The organism is Methylobacterium sp. SyP6R (assembly GCF_019216885.1).
Classification (GTDB): Bacteria; Pseudomonadota; Alphaproteobacteria; order Rhizobiales; family Beijerinckiaceae; genus Methylobacterium.
Genome location: NZ_JAAQRC020000001.1, coordinates 2,657,914 through 2,677,088, shown reverse-complemented (window position 1 = coordinate 2,677,088; position 19,175 = coordinate 2,657,914). Strand labels below are relative to the sequence as shown.

General features: G+C 70.8%; 16 protein-coding genes. 10 read left to right on the top strand and 6 right to left on the bottom strand.

What is annotated here, in order from left to right; genetic code table 11:
* Window positions 1-18 precede the first annotated feature (18 nt).
* From HBB12_RS12300 to HBB12_RS12285, 4 genes are all read right to left on the bottom strand, one after another.
* A complete protein-coding gene (locus HBB12_RS12300; RefSeq protein ID WP_236989599.1) occupies window positions 19-1,107 on the bottom strand; it encodes a mandelate racemase/muconate lactonizing enzyme family protein in 1,089 nt (362 codons plus the stop codon).
* Window positions 1,108-1,141: 34 nt separating this feature from the next.
* Window positions 1,142-2,251, bottom strand: a complete 1,110-nt coding sequence (locus HBB12_RS12295; RefSeq protein ID WP_236989598.1) for a mandelate racemase/muconate lactonizing enzyme family protein — start codon at window positions 2,249-2,251, stop codon at window positions 1,142-1,144.
* Between the two features lie 350 nt (window positions 2,252-2,601).
* A protein-coding gene (locus tag HBB12_RS12290) for an IS5 family transposase (protein ID WP_442919232.1) occupies window positions 2,602-3,443 on the bottom strand; the annotation gives its coding sequence in 2 pieces (ribosomal slippage) (window positions 2,602-3,053 and window positions 3,053-3,443; 843 coding nt in all).
* Between the two features lie 238 nt (window positions 3,444-3,681).
* Entirely contained in the window at window positions 3,682-3,951 is a 270-nt protein-coding gene (locus HBB12_RS12285; RefSeq protein ID WP_236989597.1) for a hypothetical protein, read from the bottom strand.
* A 164-nt stretch (window positions 3,952-4,115) separates the two neighbouring features.
* Here HBB12_RS12285 and HBB12_RS12280 point away from each other — a divergent pair, with 164 nt between their 5' ends.
* The 5 genes from HBB12_RS12280 to HBB12_RS12260 all read left to right on the top strand — a co-directional run bounded on the left by HBB12_RS12280 (window position 4,116) and on the right by HBB12_RS12260 (window position 10,169).
* Window positions 4,116-4,625, top strand: coding sequence for a (2Fe-2S)-binding protein (locus HBB12_RS12280; protein ID WP_236989596.1), 510 nt, complete (start codon window positions 4,116-4,118; stop codon window positions 4,623-4,625).
* Window positions 4,622-5,677 carry an FAD binding domain-containing protein gene (locus HBB12_RS12275; protein WP_236989595.1) on the top strand — a complete coding sequence of 352 codons (1,056 nt, stop codon included), beginning with the start codon at window positions 4,622-4,624 and terminating at the stop codon, window positions 5,675-5,677. Before HBB12_RS12280 ends, HBB12_RS12275 begins: the two co-directional genes overlap by 4 nt.
* Window positions 5,670-7,895: a xanthine dehydrogenase family protein molybdopterin-binding subunit gene (locus tag HBB12_RS12270; protein ID WP_236989594.1), complete on the top strand. Its 2,226-nt coding sequence runs from the start codon at window positions 5,670-5,672 to the stop codon at window positions 7,893-7,895. Before HBB12_RS12275 ends, HBB12_RS12270 begins: the two co-directional genes overlap by 8 nt.
* A 502-nt stretch (window positions 7,896-8,397) precedes the next feature.
* Window positions 8,398-9,357 carry a D-2-hydroxyacid dehydrogenase gene (locus tag HBB12_RS12265; RefSeq protein WP_236989593.1) on the top strand — a complete coding sequence of 320 codons (960 nt, stop codon included), beginning with the start codon at window positions 8,398-8,400 and terminating at the stop codon, window positions 9,355-9,357.
* Window positions 9,358-9,488: 131 nt separating this feature from the next.
* Complete coding sequence (locus tag HBB12_RS12260; protein ID WP_236989592.1) at window positions 9,489-10,169, top strand: nucleoside/nucleotide kinase family protein; 681 nt, start codon at window positions 9,489-9,491, stop codon at window positions 10,167-10,169.
* 41 nt (window positions 10,170-10,210) lie between these two features.
* Here the strand turns inward: HBB12_RS12260 and HBB12_RS12255 are convergent, their stop codons facing one another.
* The gene (locus tag HBB12_RS12255) at window positions 10,211-10,621 is read right to left on the bottom strand and encodes a tellurite resistance TerB family protein (protein WP_236989591.1); all 411 of its coding nucleotides are present in this window, start codon (window positions 10,619-10,621) and stop codon (window positions 10,211-10,213) included.
* A 538-nt stretch (window positions 10,622-11,159) separates the two neighbouring features.
* Between HBB12_RS12255 and msuE the strand changes: the two genes are divergently transcribed.
* From msuE to ssuD, 5 genes are all read left to right on the top strand, one after another.
* Window positions 11,160-11,744 (top strand): FMN reductase, encoded by a 585-nt coding sequence (msuE, locus tag HBB12_RS12250; RefSeq protein ID WP_236989590.1) that lies wholly within the window; start codon window positions 11,160-11,162, stop codon window positions 11,742-11,744.
* Window positions 11,741-12,694: an aliphatic sulfonate ABC transporter substrate-binding protein gene (locus HBB12_RS12245; RefSeq protein WP_236989589.1), complete on the top strand. Its 954-nt coding sequence runs from the start codon at window positions 11,741-11,743 to the stop codon at window positions 12,692-12,694. The genes msuE and HBB12_RS12245 overlap by 4 nt, the downstream gene beginning before the upstream one ends.
* A gap of 7 nt (window positions 12,695-12,701) precedes the next feature.
* Window positions 12,702-13,487, top strand: a complete 786-nt coding sequence (locus tag HBB12_RS12240) for an ABC transporter permease subunit (RefSeq protein WP_236989588.1) — start codon at window positions 12,702-12,704, stop codon at window positions 13,485-13,487.
* 30 nt (window positions 13,488-13,517) lie between these two features.
* Window positions 13,518-14,357, top strand: a complete 840-nt coding sequence (locus HBB12_RS12235) for an ATP-binding cassette domain-containing protein (RefSeq protein WP_236989587.1) — start codon at window positions 13,518-13,520, stop codon at window positions 14,355-14,357.
* Between the two features lie 237 nt (window positions 14,358-14,594).
* Window positions 14,595-15,758, top strand: coding sequence for an FMNH2-dependent alkanesulfonate monooxygenase (gene ssuD / locus HBB12_RS12230; RefSeq protein WP_236989586.1), 1,164 nt, complete (start codon window positions 14,595-14,597; stop codon window positions 15,756-15,758).
* A 17-nt stretch (window positions 15,759-15,775) separates the two neighbouring features.
* On the opposite strand, the gene HBB12_RS12225 is transcribed toward ssuD, so the two are convergent.
* Entirely contained in the window at window positions 15,776-18,994 is a 3,219-nt protein-coding gene (locus HBB12_RS12225; RefSeq protein WP_236989585.1) for an error-prone DNA polymerase, read from the bottom strand.
* Window positions 18,995-19,175 lie beyond the last annotated feature (181 nt).

The following is a 19,175-nucleotide window of genomic DNA, read 5'->3' as shown; positions in this document are numbered from 1 at the left end:
CCGGCCGGCGCGGTTGTTTTAGGCGCCTTGCCGCTCCAGGTGCCGGATCCTGTCCTCGTCGAAGGTGAACCCGAAGCCTGGCCGCTCCGGTACGATGGCGGATCCGTCGGCGAAGTCCAGTCTTTCGCAGTAGAGTTCGGAGAACCACGGCATGTATTCAAGCGAATGCGCGTTCGCCAGCGCCCCGAGCACGCTCAGGCTCTGCTCCGGGAACAGGTGGCTCGAGACCGGCAGGTCGTGCGCCTCGGCGAGATGACCGACCCGCATGAACTCGGTGACGCCACCGACCCGTTGCAGGTCCGGCATCAGGATGTCGGCGGAGCGCAGCTCGATCATCCGGCGGAAGCCGTAGCGGGTATAGTCGGTCTCGCCGCTGGCGATCGGGGTGTCGAGGGCGGCGGCGACGCGGGCCAGCCCCTCGACGTCCCAGGCCGGCAGCGGCTCCTCGAACCAGGTGAGGTCGAATTCCTCCAGCCGCCGCCCGAGGCGGATGGCGTCGTTCTCGGTGAGTCCCTGGTTGGCATCGGCCATGAGCCGGATCTTCGGGCCGATCGCCGCGCGGACCGCCCGCACCCGGTCGATGTTCCAGTCCGGATCGCCGGCCGAGAGGCGCATCTTCATCGCCGTGAAGCCCGCCGCCTTGAAGCTCTCGGCTTCCGCGACCAGCTCGTCCGTCGAGCGGTCGAGCCACAACCCGCCGGAATGGTAGGCCGGGACGCGGGCGCTGGCCCCGCCGAGCATCCGGTAGAGCGGCAGCCCGGCGCGCTTCCCCGCCAGGTCCCACAGGGCGCCGTCGAGGGCCGAGATGCCCATGACCGGCATGCCCTTGTGGCCCATGAAGTTGACGTCGCGCCAGGCCCGCGACCAGAAGCCGGCGATGTGGCCGGCATCCTGGCCGATCACCAGGTCGGCCATCTCGTCGATCAGGCTTCGCAGCACCTTGGTGCGGCGGTCGTTCAACGTGAACACGATGTTCTGGCCCGTCAGCCCGTCGGCGTGGATCGTGACCAGGATGCAGCCGAACGAATGCAATTGCCCGAGCGCCGAGCCGATCGGCCGCTCCGGGCGCAGGACGATGGGGCGCGTCTCGACGCGTTCGACCTTCATGGCGTGTCCTCTCTGTTCTTGTGCCGTTCTGTTTTTATGCCGTGCGGACGATGTCGCCGACCCGGTAGCGGTCGAGGACACCGGGATCCGGGTCGCAGCCGAGGCCCGGGCCGGTGGGCACTCGCACGTGGCCGTTCTCGGCCCGGACCCAAGGATCGAACGGGTTCGCCTCCATGTCGAGCCACAGCACCTCGACCAGCGGGTCTTCGACGCGCGCGGCGACGACGTGCATCGTCGCGACGAAGCCGGGTCCGAAATACGGGCTGTGGGGGGCGGGCCGGACCCCGTGCGCCTCGCAGAGCGTGATCACCCGCAGCATCTCGCCGACGCCGCCGATCTTGGTGACGCTCGGCTGGGCGACGTCGATGGCGCCGGCCTCGATCAGCGCCTTGAAGCCGAACAGGCCGGCGGTGTTCTCGCCGGCGGCGATCGGGATGCCGCGGGCGCGGACCTGCGCCAGTCCATGTACGTCCTCCGGCGGCCAGACCGGCTCCTCGAACCAGAGGAGGTCGTGGGGCGCGAAGGCCTCGGCCATCCGGAGGGCCGCCGGCACGCTCCAGGCGCAGTTCACGTCGACCATCAGGGCCGCACCATGCGCCCGCGTCACCTCGGCCGCCGCCGCGACCGCCTCTTGCGTCACCTCGTGCAGCTTGATGTGGCGGTAGCCGGCCGCGCAGGCCGCCTCGACATTGCGGCGCACCAGAGCGGGGTCGTGATAGGCCAGCAGCGACGCATAGGCCGGCAGCCGCTCGCGCACGCCGCCGAGAAGCCGCGCCACGGGTTGGCCCGCCCGCTTGCCGGCGAGGTCCCACAGCGCCGTCTCGATGCCTGAGAAGGCGAACACGAACGCGCCGTTGCGGCCGAGCAGATGCGTGGCGTGGAGCACGCTCCGGCTCATCTCGGCGATGTCGCCGGACGAGCGCCCGAGCACGAGGGGCGCCACGATTCCATCGAGGGCGGCCCGGGTCGCCTGGATGCCGGCATGGCCGAAGGCCTCGCCCCAGCCGACCAGCCCCTCGTCGGTCTCGACCCGCACCAGCAGGATGTCGAGATGGGTCCAGGCCTTGCCGGCGAAGCGGGCCGGCGGGCCGCCCATGTCGAACGGCAGCGACACGATCTGGGACTGGATGTCGACGATCCTCACCCGTTCCTCCCTGCGCAGAGCCTGTTGGTCGGCTCGTCGGCCGCGGCGCCCGCGAGGTGAATCGGAGCCGCGATGGGGAGTCGATACGAGAAGGGCCTACTGCGCAATCGGTTAGGGTGGGTGGGAGGTATGACTTGCCGGATATCTCGCCAGACACACTGCGGCGCACGACAAGAACCCAAGCGGTCATGGGCCAAGTTTTTAGATCCCATGCCCCACCCGCGACCTCATCCTGAGGTGCGACTGAAAGGAGCCTCGAAGGAAGGCTCCAGAAGTCGCAGTTCTATCTGGAGCCCTCCTTCGAGGTCAGTCGATCGTTGATCGACCAACACCTCAGTGTCTGTCCGGGATCATGCTGATTGTTGGCAGAGTTTTCTGAGCATGATGCGGATGGAAGCAAGGCGCAGGAAAGCCAGCGCCTTGCGGGTGCGGCACTCCCAATCCTTCGCCAGCCGCCGGCAGCGATTGAGCCAACCAATCGTCCGCTCCACGATCCAGCGCTTGGGCAGGACCTCGAACCCGACCGCCTGATCCGACCGCTTGACGATTTCCACCGTCACAGACCGGCAGACCCGTTCCAACGCCTCCCGGAACACCGGCCCCTGGTAGCCGCCATCTGCATACAGCTTCAGCAGGAACGGGTAGAGACTAAACAGCGTCGCCATGACCCATACGCCGCCATCACGATCCTGCACGTCGGCCGGATGCACCAGAGCATGCATCAGCAGACCTTGCGTATCGACGAGGAGATGGCGCTTCTTGCCTTTGATCTTCTTGCCCGCATCATAGCCGGACGGGTCGATCGTGCGCCCCCTTTTTCCGCGCTCTTGACGCTCTGGCTGTCAATGATCGCTGCCGTTGGGCTGGCCTCACGTCCTGCCTGTTCGCGGCAGAGAACGTAGAGGGTGTGATGGATGCGCAGGAGAGTTCCGTCGTAATCCCATAGATCGAAGTAGCCATGCACCGTCGAGCGAGGCGGTAGATCTTTTGGGATAGCGCGCCATTGGCACCCCGTTCCAAGGACATACATCAAGCCGTTGACCACCTCGCGCAGATCAACCGTTCGTTTGTTTCCCCCGCGTCGAGCCGGCGGGAGAAGGGGAGCAACAAGCGCCCATTCCTCATCCGTCAAATCAGTGGGATAGCGAAGCTTGCTGCGGTCGTACCGCTGGCGGTTCTCAGGCGTCCACATCGCTCAAGCATACGCCTGTCGGCGCGAACCGCAACGCGCTCCGAAAAAACAAATTCTTCCCGGACAGACTCTCAGGATGAGGTCGCGGATCGGAATACCAGGCACGGTGACCGAAACTCGAACTACTCCGTCATGCACCGTGCAGACATACGAAAGCCCGCCCCCGCTTGAGCGGGGACGGGCTTTGACGGCTCGCGAGAACCAGGTCCCGAACGGGGCGAACGGGACCGAGGCTCGATCAGCGGCCGTAGACGTACGGGGCGGCCGGGGCGTAGCCCGGGGGCACCTCACGAACGATCACGCCGCGCGAGTCGCGCGGATAGACGATGACGCTACCGGTGCTGTCGACGGCCGGGGCACCGCCCGGAGCGCCGTAGGCGCGCTCAGCACCGGCCAGCGGGCCGCCGGCCTGCGAGCCGGAGCGGTTGTAGGGCGAGCCGCCCTGGGCGAAGGCGGGGGCGGCGGCGACGGTCAGCAGGGCTGCGGCGAGGGCGAGGCGGGTCTTCATCGTAAGTACCTGTCAGTTGAGGGGGACCGCGTTGCGGTTTCGCAGCGTCAACCATCCGCCCCGCGAAAGGTTCACTGCGACATGTGCGCTGCCGCACGCGGCCGCACCTGGGCGGTGCGAGGCACAGGATTAGCTTGGAGCGGGTCTAGCCTGGAGAACACCGCATGAGCGTCGACATCGTCCTGACGGTGAACGGCACGAGGCGCACGATTCCGATCCCCGACCCGCGCACGACCCTGCTCGACCTGCTGCGCGAGGGCCTGCACCTCACCGGCACGAAGAAGGGCTGCGACCGCGGCCAGTGCGGCGCCTGCACGGTGCTGGTCGACGGAAGGCGGATCAATTCCTGCCTCGCCTTAGGCATCAGCCTCGATGGGGCCGAGATCCTGACCATCGAGGGATTGGCGGAGAGCGGCCGCCTGCACCCGGTGCAGGAGGCCTTCATCGCCCATGACGGGTTCCAGTGCGGCTTCTGCACGCCTGGGCAGATCATGAGCGCCGTCGGGCTGATCCGCGAGGCGCAAGCCGGCGACGATCCCGAGCGGGTGCGCGAGGCGATGAGCGGCAATGTGTGCCGCTGCGGCGCCTATGCGGGCATCACCGAGGCGGTGCTGGAGGCGCAGGCGGCCATGAACCAGCATCCGGGAGACAAGCGGCAGGGAGAGGCGGCATGATCCCGTTCGAATACGTCCGCGCCACCGACGTGGCGGGCGCGGTCGCCGCGGGTTCGGCGCCCGGCGCAGCCTATCTCGCCGCCGGCACCAACCTCCTCGACCTGATGAAGGGCGACGTCGCCCGCCCGACCCGCCTCGTCGACATCACCCGCCTGCCGGGCCTCGCCGCCGTCGAGCGGCGGGACGACGGGTCGGTCCGCATCGGGGCGCTTTCCCGCAACAGCGACCTCGCCCACGATCCCGCCTTCGCCCGCGCCTATCCGGCCGTGGCGGAAGCGCTGCTGTCGGGCGCCTCGGCGCAGCTGCGCAACGCCGCGACGGCCGCCGGCAACGTGATGCAGCGCACCCGCTGCCCCTACTTCACCGACACGGCGAGTGCCTGCAACAAGCGCGAGCCTGGCAGCGGCTGCGACGCGCGCGGGGGAGAGACGCGGCTGCACGCGGTCCTCGGCTGGAGCGAGGCCTGCATCGCCACCCACCCGTCGGATTTCTGCGTGCCGCTCGCGGCTCTGGACGCGAGCGTCGAGATCGCAGGCGCCGGCGGCACCCGCACGATCCCGCTCGAATCCTTCCACCGCCTGCCCGGCGACGCGCCCGAGCGCGAGACGGTGCTGGAGCCGGGCGAGCTGATCACCGCCCTCGTCCTGCCGCCGGAGGCCGCGGCCTTTGCCGGCCACAGCCGCTACCTCAAGGTCCGCGACCGCACGTCCTACGCCTTCGCGGTGGTCTCGGCGGCGGTGGGCCTGCGGCTCGAGAACGGGCGCATCGCCGAGGCCCGGCTGGCGCTCGGCGGCGTCGCCCTCAAGCCCTGGCGGGCCAGGGGAGCGGAAGCCCTCCTCGCCGGCCGCGCGCCCGACGAGGCCGCCTTCCGGGCGGCGGCGGATGCCGCGCTCGCCGAGGCAAGACCCTCCGGCGACAACGCCTTCAAGATCGAGCTCGCCCGCCGCCTCGTGGTGCGGGCGCTGCGCCACGCCGCCGCCGGCACGCCGGAGCGCCTGCCGGCCCTGCCGGCTTCCGTCTTCGCCCCCACCCCGGAGGCCGCGCATGTCTAGTCCGATCCGCCACGGCTCGAATCTCGGCCAGCCGCTCACCCGCCGGGACGGGATCCTGAAGGTGACCGGCGCCGCGCCTTACGCCGCCGACCACCACCCGCCCGGCATGCTCACCGCCGTGATGGCGGTGAGCCGCATCGCCCGCGGCCGCGTCACCCGCCTCGACGTCGCGGCGGCGCAAGGCCATCCCGGCGTCGTCGCGGTGATGACGCCGGACAACAAGCCGGCCCTCGCCCAGCACCCGGACGAGAAGCATGACGGCTTCACCTTCCGGCTCGACCTCCTGCAGGACGACCGCGTGCGCTACGCCAACCAGCCGGTCGCGGTGGTGATCGCCGAGACGCTGGAGGCCGCGACCGAGGGCGCCGCCCTGCTCGATCCGGCCTACGAGGCGGAGGTGCCGGCGGTCGGGCTCGATGCGGCGGACCCCTTCACCCCGCCGGCGATCGGCGTCGGCGACCCGGCCGACCTGGAGACGGGCGACGTGGCGGCGGGCCTCGCCGCGGCCTCGCGGCGGATCGAGGCGACCTACGAGACGCCCGCGCAATACCACAACGCCATGGAGCCCCACGCCGTCGTCGCCACCTGGGACGGCGACAGGCTCGACCTCGACATGCCCTCGCAGGGCCTCGCCATGGCGCAGGGGCGCATCGCCGGCCTGTTCGGCATCTCGCCGTCGAACATCCACATCCGCAGCCCGTTCCTCGGCGGCGGCTTCGGCTCGAAGGGGATGATCGCCGGACCCCAGGTGCTCGGCATCATGGCGGCCCGCCTCGTCGGCCGGCCGGTGAAGCTCGTCATGACCCGGCCGCAGATGTTCGGCCCGGTCGGCCACCGCGCACCGACCCGCCAGACCCTGCGGCTGGGCGCCGCCGACGATGGCGGCCTCACCGCCCTCGACCACGAGACGCTGACGGCGACCAGCACCTTCGACGACTTCATCGAGCCGAGCGGCGGCGTCTCGCACACGCTCTACGCCGCGCCGGCGCTGGCCACCCGCCATAGGGCGGTGCGGCTCGATACCGGCACGCCGCTCTTCATGCGCGCCCCCGGCGAGGCCTCCGGCAGCGTCGCGCTGGAGGGCGCCATCGACGAGATGGCCGAGGCCTGCGGCATGGACCCGCTGGCGTTCCGCCTGCGCAACTACGCCGAGACCGAGCCGGCCTCCGGCAAGCCGTTCTCCTCGAAGGCCCTGCGGGACTGCTACGCGCAAGGCGCAGAGGCCTTCGGGTGGGCCGGGCGCCCGCTCGCGCCTCGGCAGATGCGCGATGCGAACGGGCTGCTGGTCGGCTGGGGGGTGGGCACCGCGACCTTCCCGGCCCTGATGTTCCAGGCCGAGGCGCGGGCTGTGCTGAAGGCCACCGGCGAGGCGTCGGTGGCGATTGGCGCGATCGACATGGGCCAGGGCGCCTGGACCGCGCTCGCCCAGATCGCCGCGGAGGAACTCGGCCTTCCCATCGACGCGATCGACTTCCGCATCGGCTCCTCGGACCTGCCGAATGGCGGCATCGCCGGCGGCTCGGCCCACACCGCCACCGCCGGCACGGCGATCAAGGGGGCCGCCGCCGACGCGATCACCCAACTGGCGGCGCTCGCGACGCAGGATTCCCGCTCGCCCCTCTACGGCGCCGGCAATGCCGGGGTGGTCGCCCGCGGCGGCCGCCTGGTGCGGCGCGACGACGAGAGCCGATCCGAGGCCTTCACCGACATCATGGCCCGGGCGGGCCGCGAGTCGGTCGAGGGCAAGGGCGCGGCCGGGCCCGACGCGGCGCGGGAGCATTACGCCATGCACGCCCACGGCGCGGTCTTCGCCGAGGTGACGGTCGATCCCGATCTCGGCCAGATCCGGGCGACCCGCCTCGTCGGCGCCTTCGCGGCCGGGCGGATCATCAACCCGCGGCTGGTGCGCAGCCAGTATTACGGCGGCATGATCTGGGGCGTCTCCTTCGCCCTGCACGAGCAGGCGGTGATGGACCCGCGCACCGGCCGGCCGATGAACGCCAATTTCGCCGAGTACCACGTGCCGGTGAATGCCGACGTGCCCTCGCTCGAGGCGATCCTGGTCGAGGAGGAGGACCCGCACGTCAACCCGCTCGGCATCAAGGGGGTGGGCGAGATCGGCGTCACCGGGAGCGCCGGCGCCATCGTCAACGCGATCTGGCACGCGACCGGCAAGCGGGTGCGCAAGCTGCCGGTGACGCTGGACAAGGTGTTGTAGGGGTGGGCTGAGCAGGGCTCGGAGTCTCCTGAGAGGGTCCGGGCCCACAACCCATCTCCCCGCCGCCACGGCGCAAGGCTGATCGAGTAAAAAGGCTGTCCGGGTAAAGAAGAGGCGCGGACTTCCCCTCTCCCCGCGGGCGGGGAGAGGCCTGAGCTCCGAAGGGGCTCAGGGAGCAGCGAACCGCAGGTTCGCCGCGAGGGTGAGGGGGTGGTTCCGGAGGAGCCTCATCCGGAGATACCCCCTCACCCTCGCTCCGGCTGCGCCTCCGCTTGCCGACGACACGACAAGGTGTCGTCGGCCCTCTCCCCGCCCGCGGGGAGAGGGGAAACCCGCGCATCAATTTCCATCGGACAGCCCTGCCCCATGGCAGGAGAAAAACCCACGCCCCCACGGCCGGGTTCACCGCCTAGCGGCCTCCCACCGGATCGGCCCGACAGCTTGCCTCGGCCGCATGCCCGGTGTGAACTCCGGCCCCCCGAGAACCCCGAGCCGCCCGCCGATGACCGCTCCCGCCCCTCCCATCGTCCTCGCCCACGCCGCCTACCGCCTCGGCGACGCCTACGCCGCCAGGGGCGCGCCCGAGCCCTTCGTCGAGGTGCGCAGCCTGGAGGCGCTGGAGGCGGCGGTGGCGGAGGCCGAGGTGCTGGTGGTCTCGGGGCTGTGGCGCCATTCCCTCCTGGAGCGAGCGCCGCGCCTGCGCTTCATCCAGTCGGTCAGTGCCGGCACCGACCAGTTCCCGAAAGAGGCGTTGCGCGAGCGCGGCATCCGGCTCGCCAGCGCGCAGGGCGGCAACGAGCGCGCGGTGGCCGAGCACGCCCTCGCGCTGATGCTCGGCCTCACCCGCCGCCTGCCCGAGGCCCTGCGGAACCAGGCCGCCGCGACCTGGCGGCCGATGATCGCCGATCCGGCGAGGCGCGAGCAGGAACTCGGCGGCCGGACGCTGCTGGTGATCGGGCTCGGGCGCATCGGCACCCGCATCGCCCGGCTGGCGCACGCCTTCGACATGCGGGTGATCGGCCTGCGCCGCCGCCCGCTCCAGGCCGGCGACCCGGTCGAGGCGGTGTTTCCCCCCGACCGGCTGCACGAGGCGCTGGCCCAGGCCGACGTGGTGGCGCTCGCCTGTCCGCTGACGCCGGAGACCGAAGGCCTGATCGACGAGGCGGCGCTCGCCGCGATGAAGCCGGGGGCGCTGCTGATCAACGTCGCCCGCGGCCGGGTGGTCGACCAGGACGCCCTGGCCCGGGCGCTGACCGCGGGACGGATCGCCGGTGCCGGCCTCGACTGCTTTCGCGAGGAGCCGCTGCCGCCGGAGGCGCCGTTCTGGCGCATGGAGAACGTGATCGTCACGCCCCACAGCGCCGGGGAGACGAGCCTCTACGAGGGCCGGGTGATCGACCTGCTGATCGAGAATCTCGGGCGGCTGCGGCGGGGGGAGGAACTGGTGAACCCGGTAGTGTGAGGACATCACCGGGTATGGCAGCCGGTCCGCTCCAGGCTTGAAGCGGATGGTCAGATGATCTCCACCGCAAGGCTGTCATGGAGCGGCTTTAGCCGAACGCCTCAGAAGCCCCCAGCAAGCATGAGACGGTCATGGACAGAAGCGACGTACTGGGTGAGATCGCCGGGCGGATCGAACGCCGGCACCTCGGCCATCCGGTTCGGGTAGCGGTCGATGGGCGGACCGCCTCGGGTAAGACCACTTTGGCCGACGAACTCGCCGCTTTGCTGAGGGAGCGTGGCCGCGAGGTCATCCGAACCTCCATCGACGGCTTCCATCGCCCGCGGGCGGAGCGCTATGCGCGAGGGCGCCACTCGGCGGAGGGGTACTATCACGACGCGCGCGACCTGCCCGCCATCGTCGCACTCCTCCTCGCCCCGCTCGGGCCAGAAGGAGATCGGCACTACCGTACGACGTCGTTCGACCTCGACGCCGACCGGCCCATCGCACAGGAGCCGAAGATAGCCGCCGAGCGCGCCATTCTGATCGTCGACGGAACCTTCCTTCAGCGGCCGGAACTCCGCCTCCACTGGGACGCAACCCTCTTTGTGCGGACCTCCGCCGAGACGGCTCAGACGCGCGGATTGGACCGGGACGCGACTCGGCTGGGAGGGGAAGCCGCCGCACGCGATCTCTACGCCCAGCGCTATCGTCCGGCCTACGCGCTGTATGAGCAAATCGCAGAACCGGAGGCGAGCTGCGACGTGATCGTCGACAACGACGATCTCGCCTGCCCGCAGCTTCATATCCGGGCAACCGGCCGCTTGGCCTGAGACGGACGGCCGGGCGTCCCACGGGCGCCCGGCACCAACCCTCACCGGTCCAGCACCGCCCGGTCGTTCTTCGCCACCAGCGCCCGGAAATACGGGGTCAGGTCGTTCTCCGACAGGCCGAAGGCCTGGGCGAACTGCATGATGAGCTGCTGCTCGCCGGCTTCCGCCTCGCCGTCGGCCATGGCGCTGTCGATCATGTTGAGGAGGATGCAGAGCCGCTGGTCCGGGCGCAGGCGCTGCGCCGCATCGGCCAGGAACTGGGCCGGCTGGGTCGAGCGGGCATACTTGACGGCGGATTCGAGCTGCTGGCGGGTCGCGTTGCGGCCGAGCACCGACATCAGGTGGCCGATCTCCTCCGGGTCGATCTCGCCGTCGGCGCTCATGCAGTAGATCAGCGAGACCGCGAGGCAGTTGCGCGGCGTGAGATCGAGCGAGGTCTGCGACTTGAACATGTTGAACATCGTCGGGGGCCCCTGGCAAGGTGCTCTGGTGACAGGCTGAAGCGATCCGTCAGCAGGCGCTCGATTACCGCAACGGCGTGCCGGTGTCGATCATCCGGCAACAGGCCGATCGCAAGTATTTTTCGCCATGACCATCTTCCATTTGCCGGGTATCACTCCCATATGGCGGACGCATCATCTTAGATACGTTCTTTTGGCGGATTTAATCCCCGGCGAATGCTTGAAAATGCGACCGGTGCCGCGATGCGGGCACGCCGGGCCACGCGACCGCAGCGGCAGCGTCCCTGTGCCGGCCGCTGCCGCCGTACCAGCGTATTCCTCCGGTCGATCCACGATCCTTCTCGTTCTTCATCGGGAACGAAGTCACATTTTCTCTCATTCATCTCCATCGTAGCAGGATCAACTCCCGCTATACGCTCATTTGAAATCTCCTTTCATTGACTGATCTCGGCCTCGGCCGCATCGTAGGCAGATCGCAGGATGGCGACGCCCCGTCCCTGCCCCGCTCCAGACGATCGGATCGACCTCCATGACGCGCCTGCGCCTCGTCGGCTTCTCCGCGAACATCCAGCGGCCCTCGAAGACCCGCACCCTGGTGGAAGCGATAGCCGCCGAGGCGGCCGTGCGGCTGCCGGTCGACGTGCGGATCTTCGATCTCGTCGATGCCGGCCCCGGCCTCGGCGGTGCGCTCTCGCGCGACCAGCTCTCCCTGCCGGCCCGCCGCCTCGTCGAGGCGGTGGAGGAGGCCGACGCCCTCGTGGTCGGCACTCCCGTCTACAAGGGCGCCTATACGGGCCTGTTCAAGCACCTGTTCGACCTCGTCTCGCCCGAGGCGCTCGCCGGCAAGCCGGTGGCGCTCGCGGCGACCGGCGGGGGCGCGCGCCACGCCCTCGTGGTCGAGCATTCCTTGCGTCCGCTCTTCGGCTTCTTCACCGCGCTCACGGTGCCGACGGCGGTCTACGCCTCCGATCCGGATTTCCGGGATGGCGGCCTCGACTCCGCGGCGATCCGCCAGCGGGTGGCGGAGGCCGGCGGCCAGCTCGCCGGCCTCGCCGGGGCCCGGGCAGCCGAGATCGCCGCTCCCCTCGCCCGCGTCGCCGGGGGCGCCCGGTGATCGACCGTCGCACGCTGCTGGCGGCGGCGCTGGCGGGTGCCGCCCTGCCGGCCGTTGCGCCAGCCTTGGCCGCCGGCGATACGCTCCGCATCGGCTACCAGAAGAACGGCATCCTGGTCGTCGCCAAGCAGCAGGGCGCGATCGAGGCGAGGCTGAAGCCGCTCGGCGTCGGCGTCACCTGGGTCGAGTTCTCGTTCGGCCCGCCGCTCCTCGAGGCGATCAGCTTAGGCGCCATCGATCTCGGCCAGACCGGGGACGCGCCGCCGATCTTCGCGCAGGCCGCCGGCGGCCCGATCACCTACGTGGCGGCGCAGGAGGCCGCGGGCTCGGGCGCGGCGGTGCTGGTGCAGAAGGATTCGCCCCTCCGCACCCTGGCGGATCTGAGGGGCAAGCGCGTCGCCTTCGCCAAGGCGTCGAGCGCCCACAACCTCACCATCGCGGCCCTGGAGAAGGCGGGGCTGACCTACCGCGACATCGAGCCGGTGACCCTGGCGCCGGCCGATGCCGCGGCGGCCTTCGCCCGCGGCAGCGTCGATGCCTGGACGATCTGGGACCCGTACTTCGCCATCGCCGAGATGCAGCCGACCACCCGGGTGCTGGCGCTCGCCACCGACATCGCCAAGCCCAACAACTTCTTCCTCGCCCACAAGACCGTCGTGGCCGAGCGCGCGCCCGTGCTCGACGCGGCGCTCGCTGCCCTCGGCGGCGTGGCGCGCTGGTGCGAGGCCAACCGGGGCGAGGTGGCGGCGCTCCTCTCGAAGGGCACCGGCGTGCCGCTCGCCGCGACGCGCCGGGCGGTCGACCGCACCGACTACCTCATCGGCCCGATGACACCGAGCGCGGTGGCCGAGCAGCAGCGCGTCGCCGACCGCTTCCACGCGCTCTCGCTGATCCCGCGGCCGATCCGGATCGCCGATGCGCTCCGCACTCCCGTCTCCCAGAACGGCTGACCTCGCCATGCCCGCCCTCCCCTCCCCCGCCGCCGCGGCGCAGCGCCTCGCCCCCTGGCTCCTGCCGGCCGCGATCCTCGTCGGCTGGCAGATCGCCGGTTCGGCCGGGCTGGTCTCGACCCGGCTGATGCCCGCCCCCCTCGACGTCGCCGCCGCCGGCTGGCGCATGGCGGTGACCGGCGAGCTCTGGACCAATCTCGGCGTCAGCTTCCTGCGGGCGGCGAGCGGCTTCCTGATCGGCGGCGGCATCGGCTTCGGCTTAGGCCTCGCCAACGGCCTGTCGCGCCTGTCGGACCGGCTCACCGACACCACCGTGCAGATGATCCGCAACATCCCGCACCTGTCGCTGATCCCGCTGGTGATCCTGTGGTTCGGCATCGGCGAGGAGGCCAAGCTGTTCCTGGTGGCGCTCGGCGTGTTCTTCCCGATCTACGCCAACACCCTGCACGGCATCGGCTCGGTCGATCCGCAGCTGGTCGAGATGGGCCGAATCTACGGCATGTCGAAGCCCGAACTGTTCTGGCGCGTGGTGCTGCCCGGCGCCCTGCCGTCGATCTTCGTGGGCCTGCGCTACGCGCTGGGCATCATGTGGCTGACCCTCATCGTCGCCGAGACGATCTCGGCCTCCTCGGGCCTCGGCTACATGGCGATGCAGGCGCGCGAGTTCATGCTGGTCGACGTCGTGGTGCTGGCGATCCTGATCTACGCGCTGCTCGGCAAGGTCGCCGACCTCCTGACCCGCCGGCTGGAACGCGCCTGCCTCGCCTGGAACCCGGCCTACCGCTCGGCCTGATCCCCACTCTCGCCTCCAGGGTTCTCTTCCATGATCGCCAGCACCCTCCGCCGCTTCGAGGGCTTCGCGCCCGTCTCCCGCCCGAGCCTGCGCCGCGACGTTCTCGACCGTCCGGCCACCCGGGAGACCGCCCTCGACCGGACCACGGCCGGCCTCGGCATCACGTTGCGCGGCCTGTCCAAGAGCTTCGACGGCGGCAGGCCGGTGATCGACGGGCTCGACCTGCACATCCCGGCCGGCCAGTTCGTCGCCGTGGTCGGGCGCTCCGGCTGCGGCAAGTCCACCCTGCTGCGGCTGATCCTCGGCCTCGAGACGCCGAGCGCCGGGCGCGTCGCGATCGAGGGCGGGGAGGCGCCGCGCCGGATCATGTTCCAGGAGCCACGGCTCCTGCCCTGGGCGCGGGTCCTCGACAACGTCGCGGTCGGGCTCACCCGCGACGGAACGGCGGCAGAGCGGCGGGAGCGCGCGGCGGCGGCGCTCCACGAGGTCGGCCTCGCCGAGAAAGCGGGGCAATGGCCCGCCACCCTCTCGGGCGGCCAGCGCCAGCGCGTCGCGCTCGCCCGCGCCCTCGTGAGCCATCCGGGGCTGCTCGCCCTCGACGAGCCCCTCGGGGCGCTGGACGCGCTGACCCGCATCGACATGCAGGCGATGATCGAGCGGATCTGGCGCGCCCAAGGCTTCACCGCGCTCCTCGTCACCCATGACGTCGCCGAGGCGGTGGCGCTCGCCGACCGCATCCTCGTCGTCGAATCCGGCCGCATCGCCCTCGACGTACCCGTCACGGTGCCCCGGCCGCGCCGGCGCGGCGACCCGGAGCTGGCCGCCCTGGAGGGACGGATCCTCGATCACCTGCTGGATGGGCGGGGCTGACGAAGACGCCGACGCCGACACGCTCGTGCTCAAACCCGTATCCCACCCGCGAACCTCATCCTGAGGTGCGACTGCAAGGAGCCTCGAAGGAGGGCTCCAGGAGTCGCGGAGATTTCTGGAGCCCTCCTTCGAGGCCAAGCGATCTTCGATCGCCCGGCACCTCAGGATGAGGTTCGCGGGTGGGATGATTGGACAACTGCCGCCGAACAGGCGCCCCCTCTCCCCCGGAGTTCTCCCATGACCGGCCAGACCGACGTCCTCTGGTTCCTGCCCACCCACGGCGACGGCCGCTATCTCGGCGCCCAGGAAGGCGCGCGGGCCGTCACCCTGCCCTACCTGCGCCAGATCGCTCAAGCCGCGGACGAGCTCGGCTATTTCGGCGTGCTGCTGCCGACCGGGCGCTCCTGCGAGGATTCCTGGGTCGTCGCCTCGGCCCTGGTGCCGCTGACGCAGCGCCTGCGCTTCCTGGTGGCGGTGCGGCCGGGCCTGCAATTGCCTGCCACCGCCGCCCGCATGGCCGCGACCCTCGACCGGATCTCGGACGGGCGGCTCCTCATCAACGTCGTGACCGGCGGCGATCCGGTCGAATTGCGCGGCGACGGCGTGTTCCTCGGCCATGACGAGCGCTACGCGGTGACGGACGAGTTCCTGCGGGTCTGGCGCGGCCTCCTCTCCGGCGAGACCGTGACCTACCAGGGCGAGCATCTGCGGCTGGAGGACGGTCGGCTGATCTTCCCACCCGTGCAGAAGCCCTATCCGCCGCTCTATTTCGGCGGCTCGTCGCCGGCCGGGATCGAGGTCGCGGCCGAGCATTGCGACGTCTACCTGACCTGGGGCGAGCCTCCGGCCGGCGTGGCGGAGAAGATCGCCCGGGCCCGCGAGGCGGCCGACAAGCGCGGAAAAACCTTCTCCTACGGCATCCGCCTGCACGTCATCGTGCGCGAGACCGAATCCGCGGCCTGGGAGGCGGCCGAATCGCTGATCTCGCGCCTCGACGACGCCACCATCGCCAAGGCGCAGGCGACCCTGGCGCGCCAGGATTCCGTCGGCCAGAGCCGGATGATGCAGCTCCATGGCGGCCGGCGCGACAAGCTCGTGGTCTCGCCGAACCTCTGGGCCGGCGTCGGCCTGGTGCGGGGCGGGGCCGGCACAGCCCTCGTCGGCTCCCCCGACCAGGTCGCCGACCGGATGAAGGAATACATCGATCTCGGCATCGACCGCTTCATCCTCTCCGGCTACCCGCACCTGGAGGAGGCCTACCGCTTCGCCGAGCTGGTCTTCCCCAAGCTCCCCTTGCGCAAAACCACCGGCACGGCGGCGACGAACGCCCGCAACGACGGCCCGTTCGGCGAGGTGATCGCCAACGACATCGTGCCGACGCGGGGGGTGGCGGCGCATTGAGGGCCAATGCCAACACCTCACCGGAAATCCCGGCTCCCCACCCGCAACGGCCGCGCCGCTCCCCGCGCATCCGCCCCCCCGCGCCGCGCCTCGTCGCCCCGTCCGCCAGCGACCGCCAGCGGCTCACCCGAATCCCCCGCCACCCGGCCTAACAGGTCCGAGCGGTCGATCAGGTGCTCGGCGACGAGGTGGATCACCTCGCCCTCGCGCTGCACCCGGCCGCGGGCGGCCATCAGGCCGGCCTGGAGGATCAGGGTGCGCTGGCGGGCAAACAGCGAGGGCCAAATCACCAGGTTGGCGGTGTCGGTCTCGTCTTCGAGCGTGATGAACATCACCCCCTTGGCCGAGCCCGGCTTCTGGCGCACCAGCACCAGCCCCGCCACCGTCACCCGGGCGCCGTCGCGCAGGCGGCGCAAGGCGGCGCAGGTGGAGACACCGTCGCGGGACAGGCCCATTCGCAGGAAGGCGAGCGGGTGGCGGCCGAGGCTGAGGCCCGAAGCCCGGTAATCCGCCACCACGGCGGCCCCTTCCCCGAGGGGTGAGAGGCGCACCGGCGGCTCGTCGAGTTCGGGCAGGGGGACGGTCTCGCGCCGGTCTGCCGCCGCGAAGAGCGGCAGCGGCTCGGGGGCGAGGCCGCGGATCGCCCACAGGGCCTCGCGCCGCCCGAGCCCGAGGCAGGCGAAGGCATCCGCGGCGGCCAAACTCCGCAGGCCTTTGAGCGACAGCCCGGCCCGGCGCCACAGATCCTCGACCGAGCGAAAAAGGTCGGCCTCGCGGGTCGTGGCGATCCGGGCGCCGTCCTGGTTCGGCAGCCCGCGCACCAGCCGCAGGCCCAGCCGCACCGCCAGCCTCCCCTCCCCCGCCGGCTCCAGGGTGCAGTCCCAGCGCGAGGCGTTGACGCTGATCGGCCGGACCTCGACCCCGTGGGCACGGGCGTCGCGCACGATCTGGGCCGGGGCGTAGAAGCCCATCGGCTGGGCGTTGAGGAGGGCGCAACAGAACACCTCGGGATGCCGGCACTTCAGCCAGGACGAGGCGTAGGCGATGAGGGCGAAGGAGGCGGCGTGGCTCTCCGGAAAGCCGTAGGAGCCGAAGCCTTCGAGCTGGCGGTAGGTGCGGGCGGCGAAATCCGGGTCGTAGCCGTTGGCGATCATCCCGCCGATCAGCTTCTCCTCGTAGAGGTTGATCGTGCCGTCGCCCTTGAAGGTGCCCATGGCCCGGCGCAGCCCATCGGCCTCAGCCGCGGTGAAGCCGGCGGCGACGATCGCGACCTGCATCGCCTGTTCCTGGAACAGCGGCACGCCGAGGGTTCGCTTCAGCACCGCCTTGAGGGCCTCGGTCGGGTAGGTGACCTCGTCGAGCCCGCGGCGCCGGCGCAGGTAGGGATGGACCATGTCGCCCTGGATCGGGCCCGGCCGGACGATCGCGACCTCGATGGTGAGGTCGTAGAGGTCCTTTGGCTGCATCCGCGGCAGCATCGCCATCTGGGCGCGGCTCTCGATCTGGAACACCCCGATCGTGTCGGCCTTCCGGATCATCGCGTAGGTGGGTTCGTCGTTCGGCGGGATGTCGGCGATCTCCCGCGGCGGGCCGGTCTCCGGCCGGTGCTCGGCGAGCAGCGCAAAGGCCCGGCGCAGGCAGCCGAGCATGCCGAGGCCCAGCACGTCGACCTTCATGAACCGCAAGGCTTCGATGTCGTCCTTGTCCCACTCGATGATCTGGCGGTTCTCCATCCGCGCCGGGACCACCGGGCAGAGCCGGTCGAGCCGGTCGAGGGTCAGGACGAAGCCGCCGGGATGCTGGCCGAAATGGCGCGGCGTGCCGATCAGCGCCCGGCCGATCTCCAGCGTCAGCCGTAAAGCGCGCTCGGACAGGTCGAGGCCGAGCGCCTTGGCCTCGCGCTCGCCGACGCCGTCGCGCGACCAGCCCCAGACCAAGCGGGCGAGCGCCCCGGTGACGTCCTCGGGCACGCCCAGCACCTTGCCGACCTCCCGCACCGCGCCGCGGGCGCCGTAGCGGATCACCGTGGCGGTGAGCGCCGCCCGCTCGCGGCCGTAGGTGGCGTAGATCCACTGGATCACCTCCTCCCGGCGCTCGTGCTCGAAATCGACGTCGATGTCGGGGGGCTCGTCGCGGTTCTCGTTGATGAAGCGGGCAAACAGCAGGCCCTGCTCCACCGGATCGATGGCGGTGATGTGAAGGCAGTAGCAGATCGCCGAATTCGCCGCCGAGCCGCGGCCCTGGCACAGGATGCCCTGAGACCGCGCGTAGCGGACGATCGCCTCGACGGTGAGGAAGTACGGCGCGTAGGCCTTCTTGGCGACGAGATCGAGTTCGTCACCCAGCTGCTTGCGGACCGCGTCGGGCACCCCGGCCGGAAAGCGCCTCGCCGCCCCCTCCCAGGTCATCGCCGCGAGCCGCACTTGCGCCGGGCGGCCATCGTCGCCGGCCTCGTCCGGGTAGGTGTAGGTCAATTCATCCAGGGAGAAGCGGCAGGATTCGGCGATCGACGCGGCCCGGGCCAGGGCCTCGGGATGGCGGGCGAACAGGCGCGCGGTCTCGTCAGGGTCGTGCAGGTGGCGCCCGGCATGGCGCTCGCGGGCAAAGCCCGCCGCCGCGATGGTGGTCTTGAGGCGGATGCAGGTGACCACGTCCTGCATCATCCGCCGCTCAGGCGTGTGGTAGAGCACGTCGCCCAGCACCACGGTCGGCACCCGGGCGGCCCGGGCGAGGCCCGCGATTCCCTCCAGCCGCAGGTGGTCGTTGACGCCGAAACGGCGCGACAGGCCGCAGGACAGGTCCCGGCCGAAGATCGCCTTCAGGCGGCGCAGGCGCTCGGTCAGGGTGTCGTCCGGCCGGTCGGCCGGCAGCACCGCCAGGAGGCCCTCGCTCCACTCGGCCACATCCGCAGTTGTCAGGTGGCAACCGCCGTTCGGCGCCCGCTCGCGCGAGCGGCCGATGGTGAGGAGGCGGCAGAGCCGGCCATAGGCCTCCCGGTCGGCGGGATAGACCAGCAGGCTCCAGCCTTCCGCTAGGTCGAGCCGGCAGCCGACGATCAGGCGGCAGCCGGTGGTGCGGGCAGCAGCGTGGGCCCGCACCATCCCGGCCAGCGAGTTGCGGTCGGTGACCGCGAGCGCCCGGATGCCGAGGAGAGCGGCGGCGGAAAAAAGTTCTTCGGGCGAGGAGGCGCCGCGCAGGAACGAGTAATGGGTGGTGACCTGGAGCTCGACGGTCATGGGGAGCGCGACCGGCTGACGACGGCCGTATCGCCGTCATCCCTTCTCTTCCACGCCGCGACCTCATCCTGAGGTGCGACTGAAAGGAGCCTCGAAGGAGGGCTCCAGGGATCGCAGCGATGTCTGGAGCCCTCCTTCGAGGCTCCGCGATCTGCGATCGCTCCACACCTCAGGATGAGGT

Bases quoted from the DNA above. Each gene is read 5' to 3' on its own strand.
- HBB12_RS12300 (WP_236989599.1), bottom strand. From the start codon at position 1,107: ATGAAGGTCGAACGCGTCGAGACGCGCCCCATCGTCCTGCGCCCGGAG.
- HBB12_RS12285 (WP_236989597.1), bottom strand. From the start codon at position 3,951: ATGAAGACCCGCCTCGCCCTCGCCGCAGCCCTGCTGACCGTCGCCGCC.
- HBB12_RS12280 (WP_236989596.1), top strand. From the start codon at position 4,116: ATGAGCGTCGACATCGTCCTGACGGTGAACGGCACGAGGCGCACGATT.
- HBB12_RS12275 (WP_236989595.1), top strand. From the start codon at position 4,622: ATGATCCCGTTCGAATACGTCCGCGCCACCGACGTGGCGGGCGCGGTC.
- HBB12_RS12270 (WP_236989594.1), top strand. From the start codon at position 5,670: ATGTCTAGTCCGATCCGCCACGGCTCGAATCTCGGCCAGCCGCTCACC.
- HBB12_RS12265 (WP_236989593.1), top strand. From the start codon at position 8,398: ATGACCGCTCCCGCCCCTCCCATCGTCCTCGCCCACGCCGCCTACCGC.
- HBB12_RS12260 (WP_236989592.1), top strand. From the start codon at position 9,489: ATGGACAGAAGCGACGTACTGGGTGAGATCGCCGGGCGGATCGAACGC.
- HBB12_RS12255 (WP_236989591.1), bottom strand. From the start codon at position 10,621: ATGTTCAAGTCGCAGACCTCGCTCGATCTCACGCCGCGCAACTGCCTC.
- msuE (WP_236989590.1), top strand. From the start codon at position 11,160: ATGACGCGCCTGCGCCTCGTCGGCTTCTCCGCGAACATCCAGCGGCCC.
- HBB12_RS12240 (WP_236989588.1), top strand. From the start codon at position 12,702: ATGCCCGCCCTCCCCTCCCCCGCCGCCGCGGCGCAGCGCCTCGCCCCC.
- HBB12_RS12235 (WP_236989587.1), top strand. From the start codon at position 13,518: ATGATCGCCAGCACCCTCCGCCGCTTCGAGGGCTTCGCGCCCGTCTCC.
- ssuD (WP_236989586.1), top strand. From the start codon at position 14,595: ATGACCGGCCAGACCGACGTCCTCTGGTTCCTGCCCACCCACGGCGAC.
- HBB12_RS12225 (WP_236989585.1), bottom strand. From the start codon at position 18,994: ATGACCGTCGAGCTCCAGGTCACCACCCATTACTCGTTCCTGCGCGGC.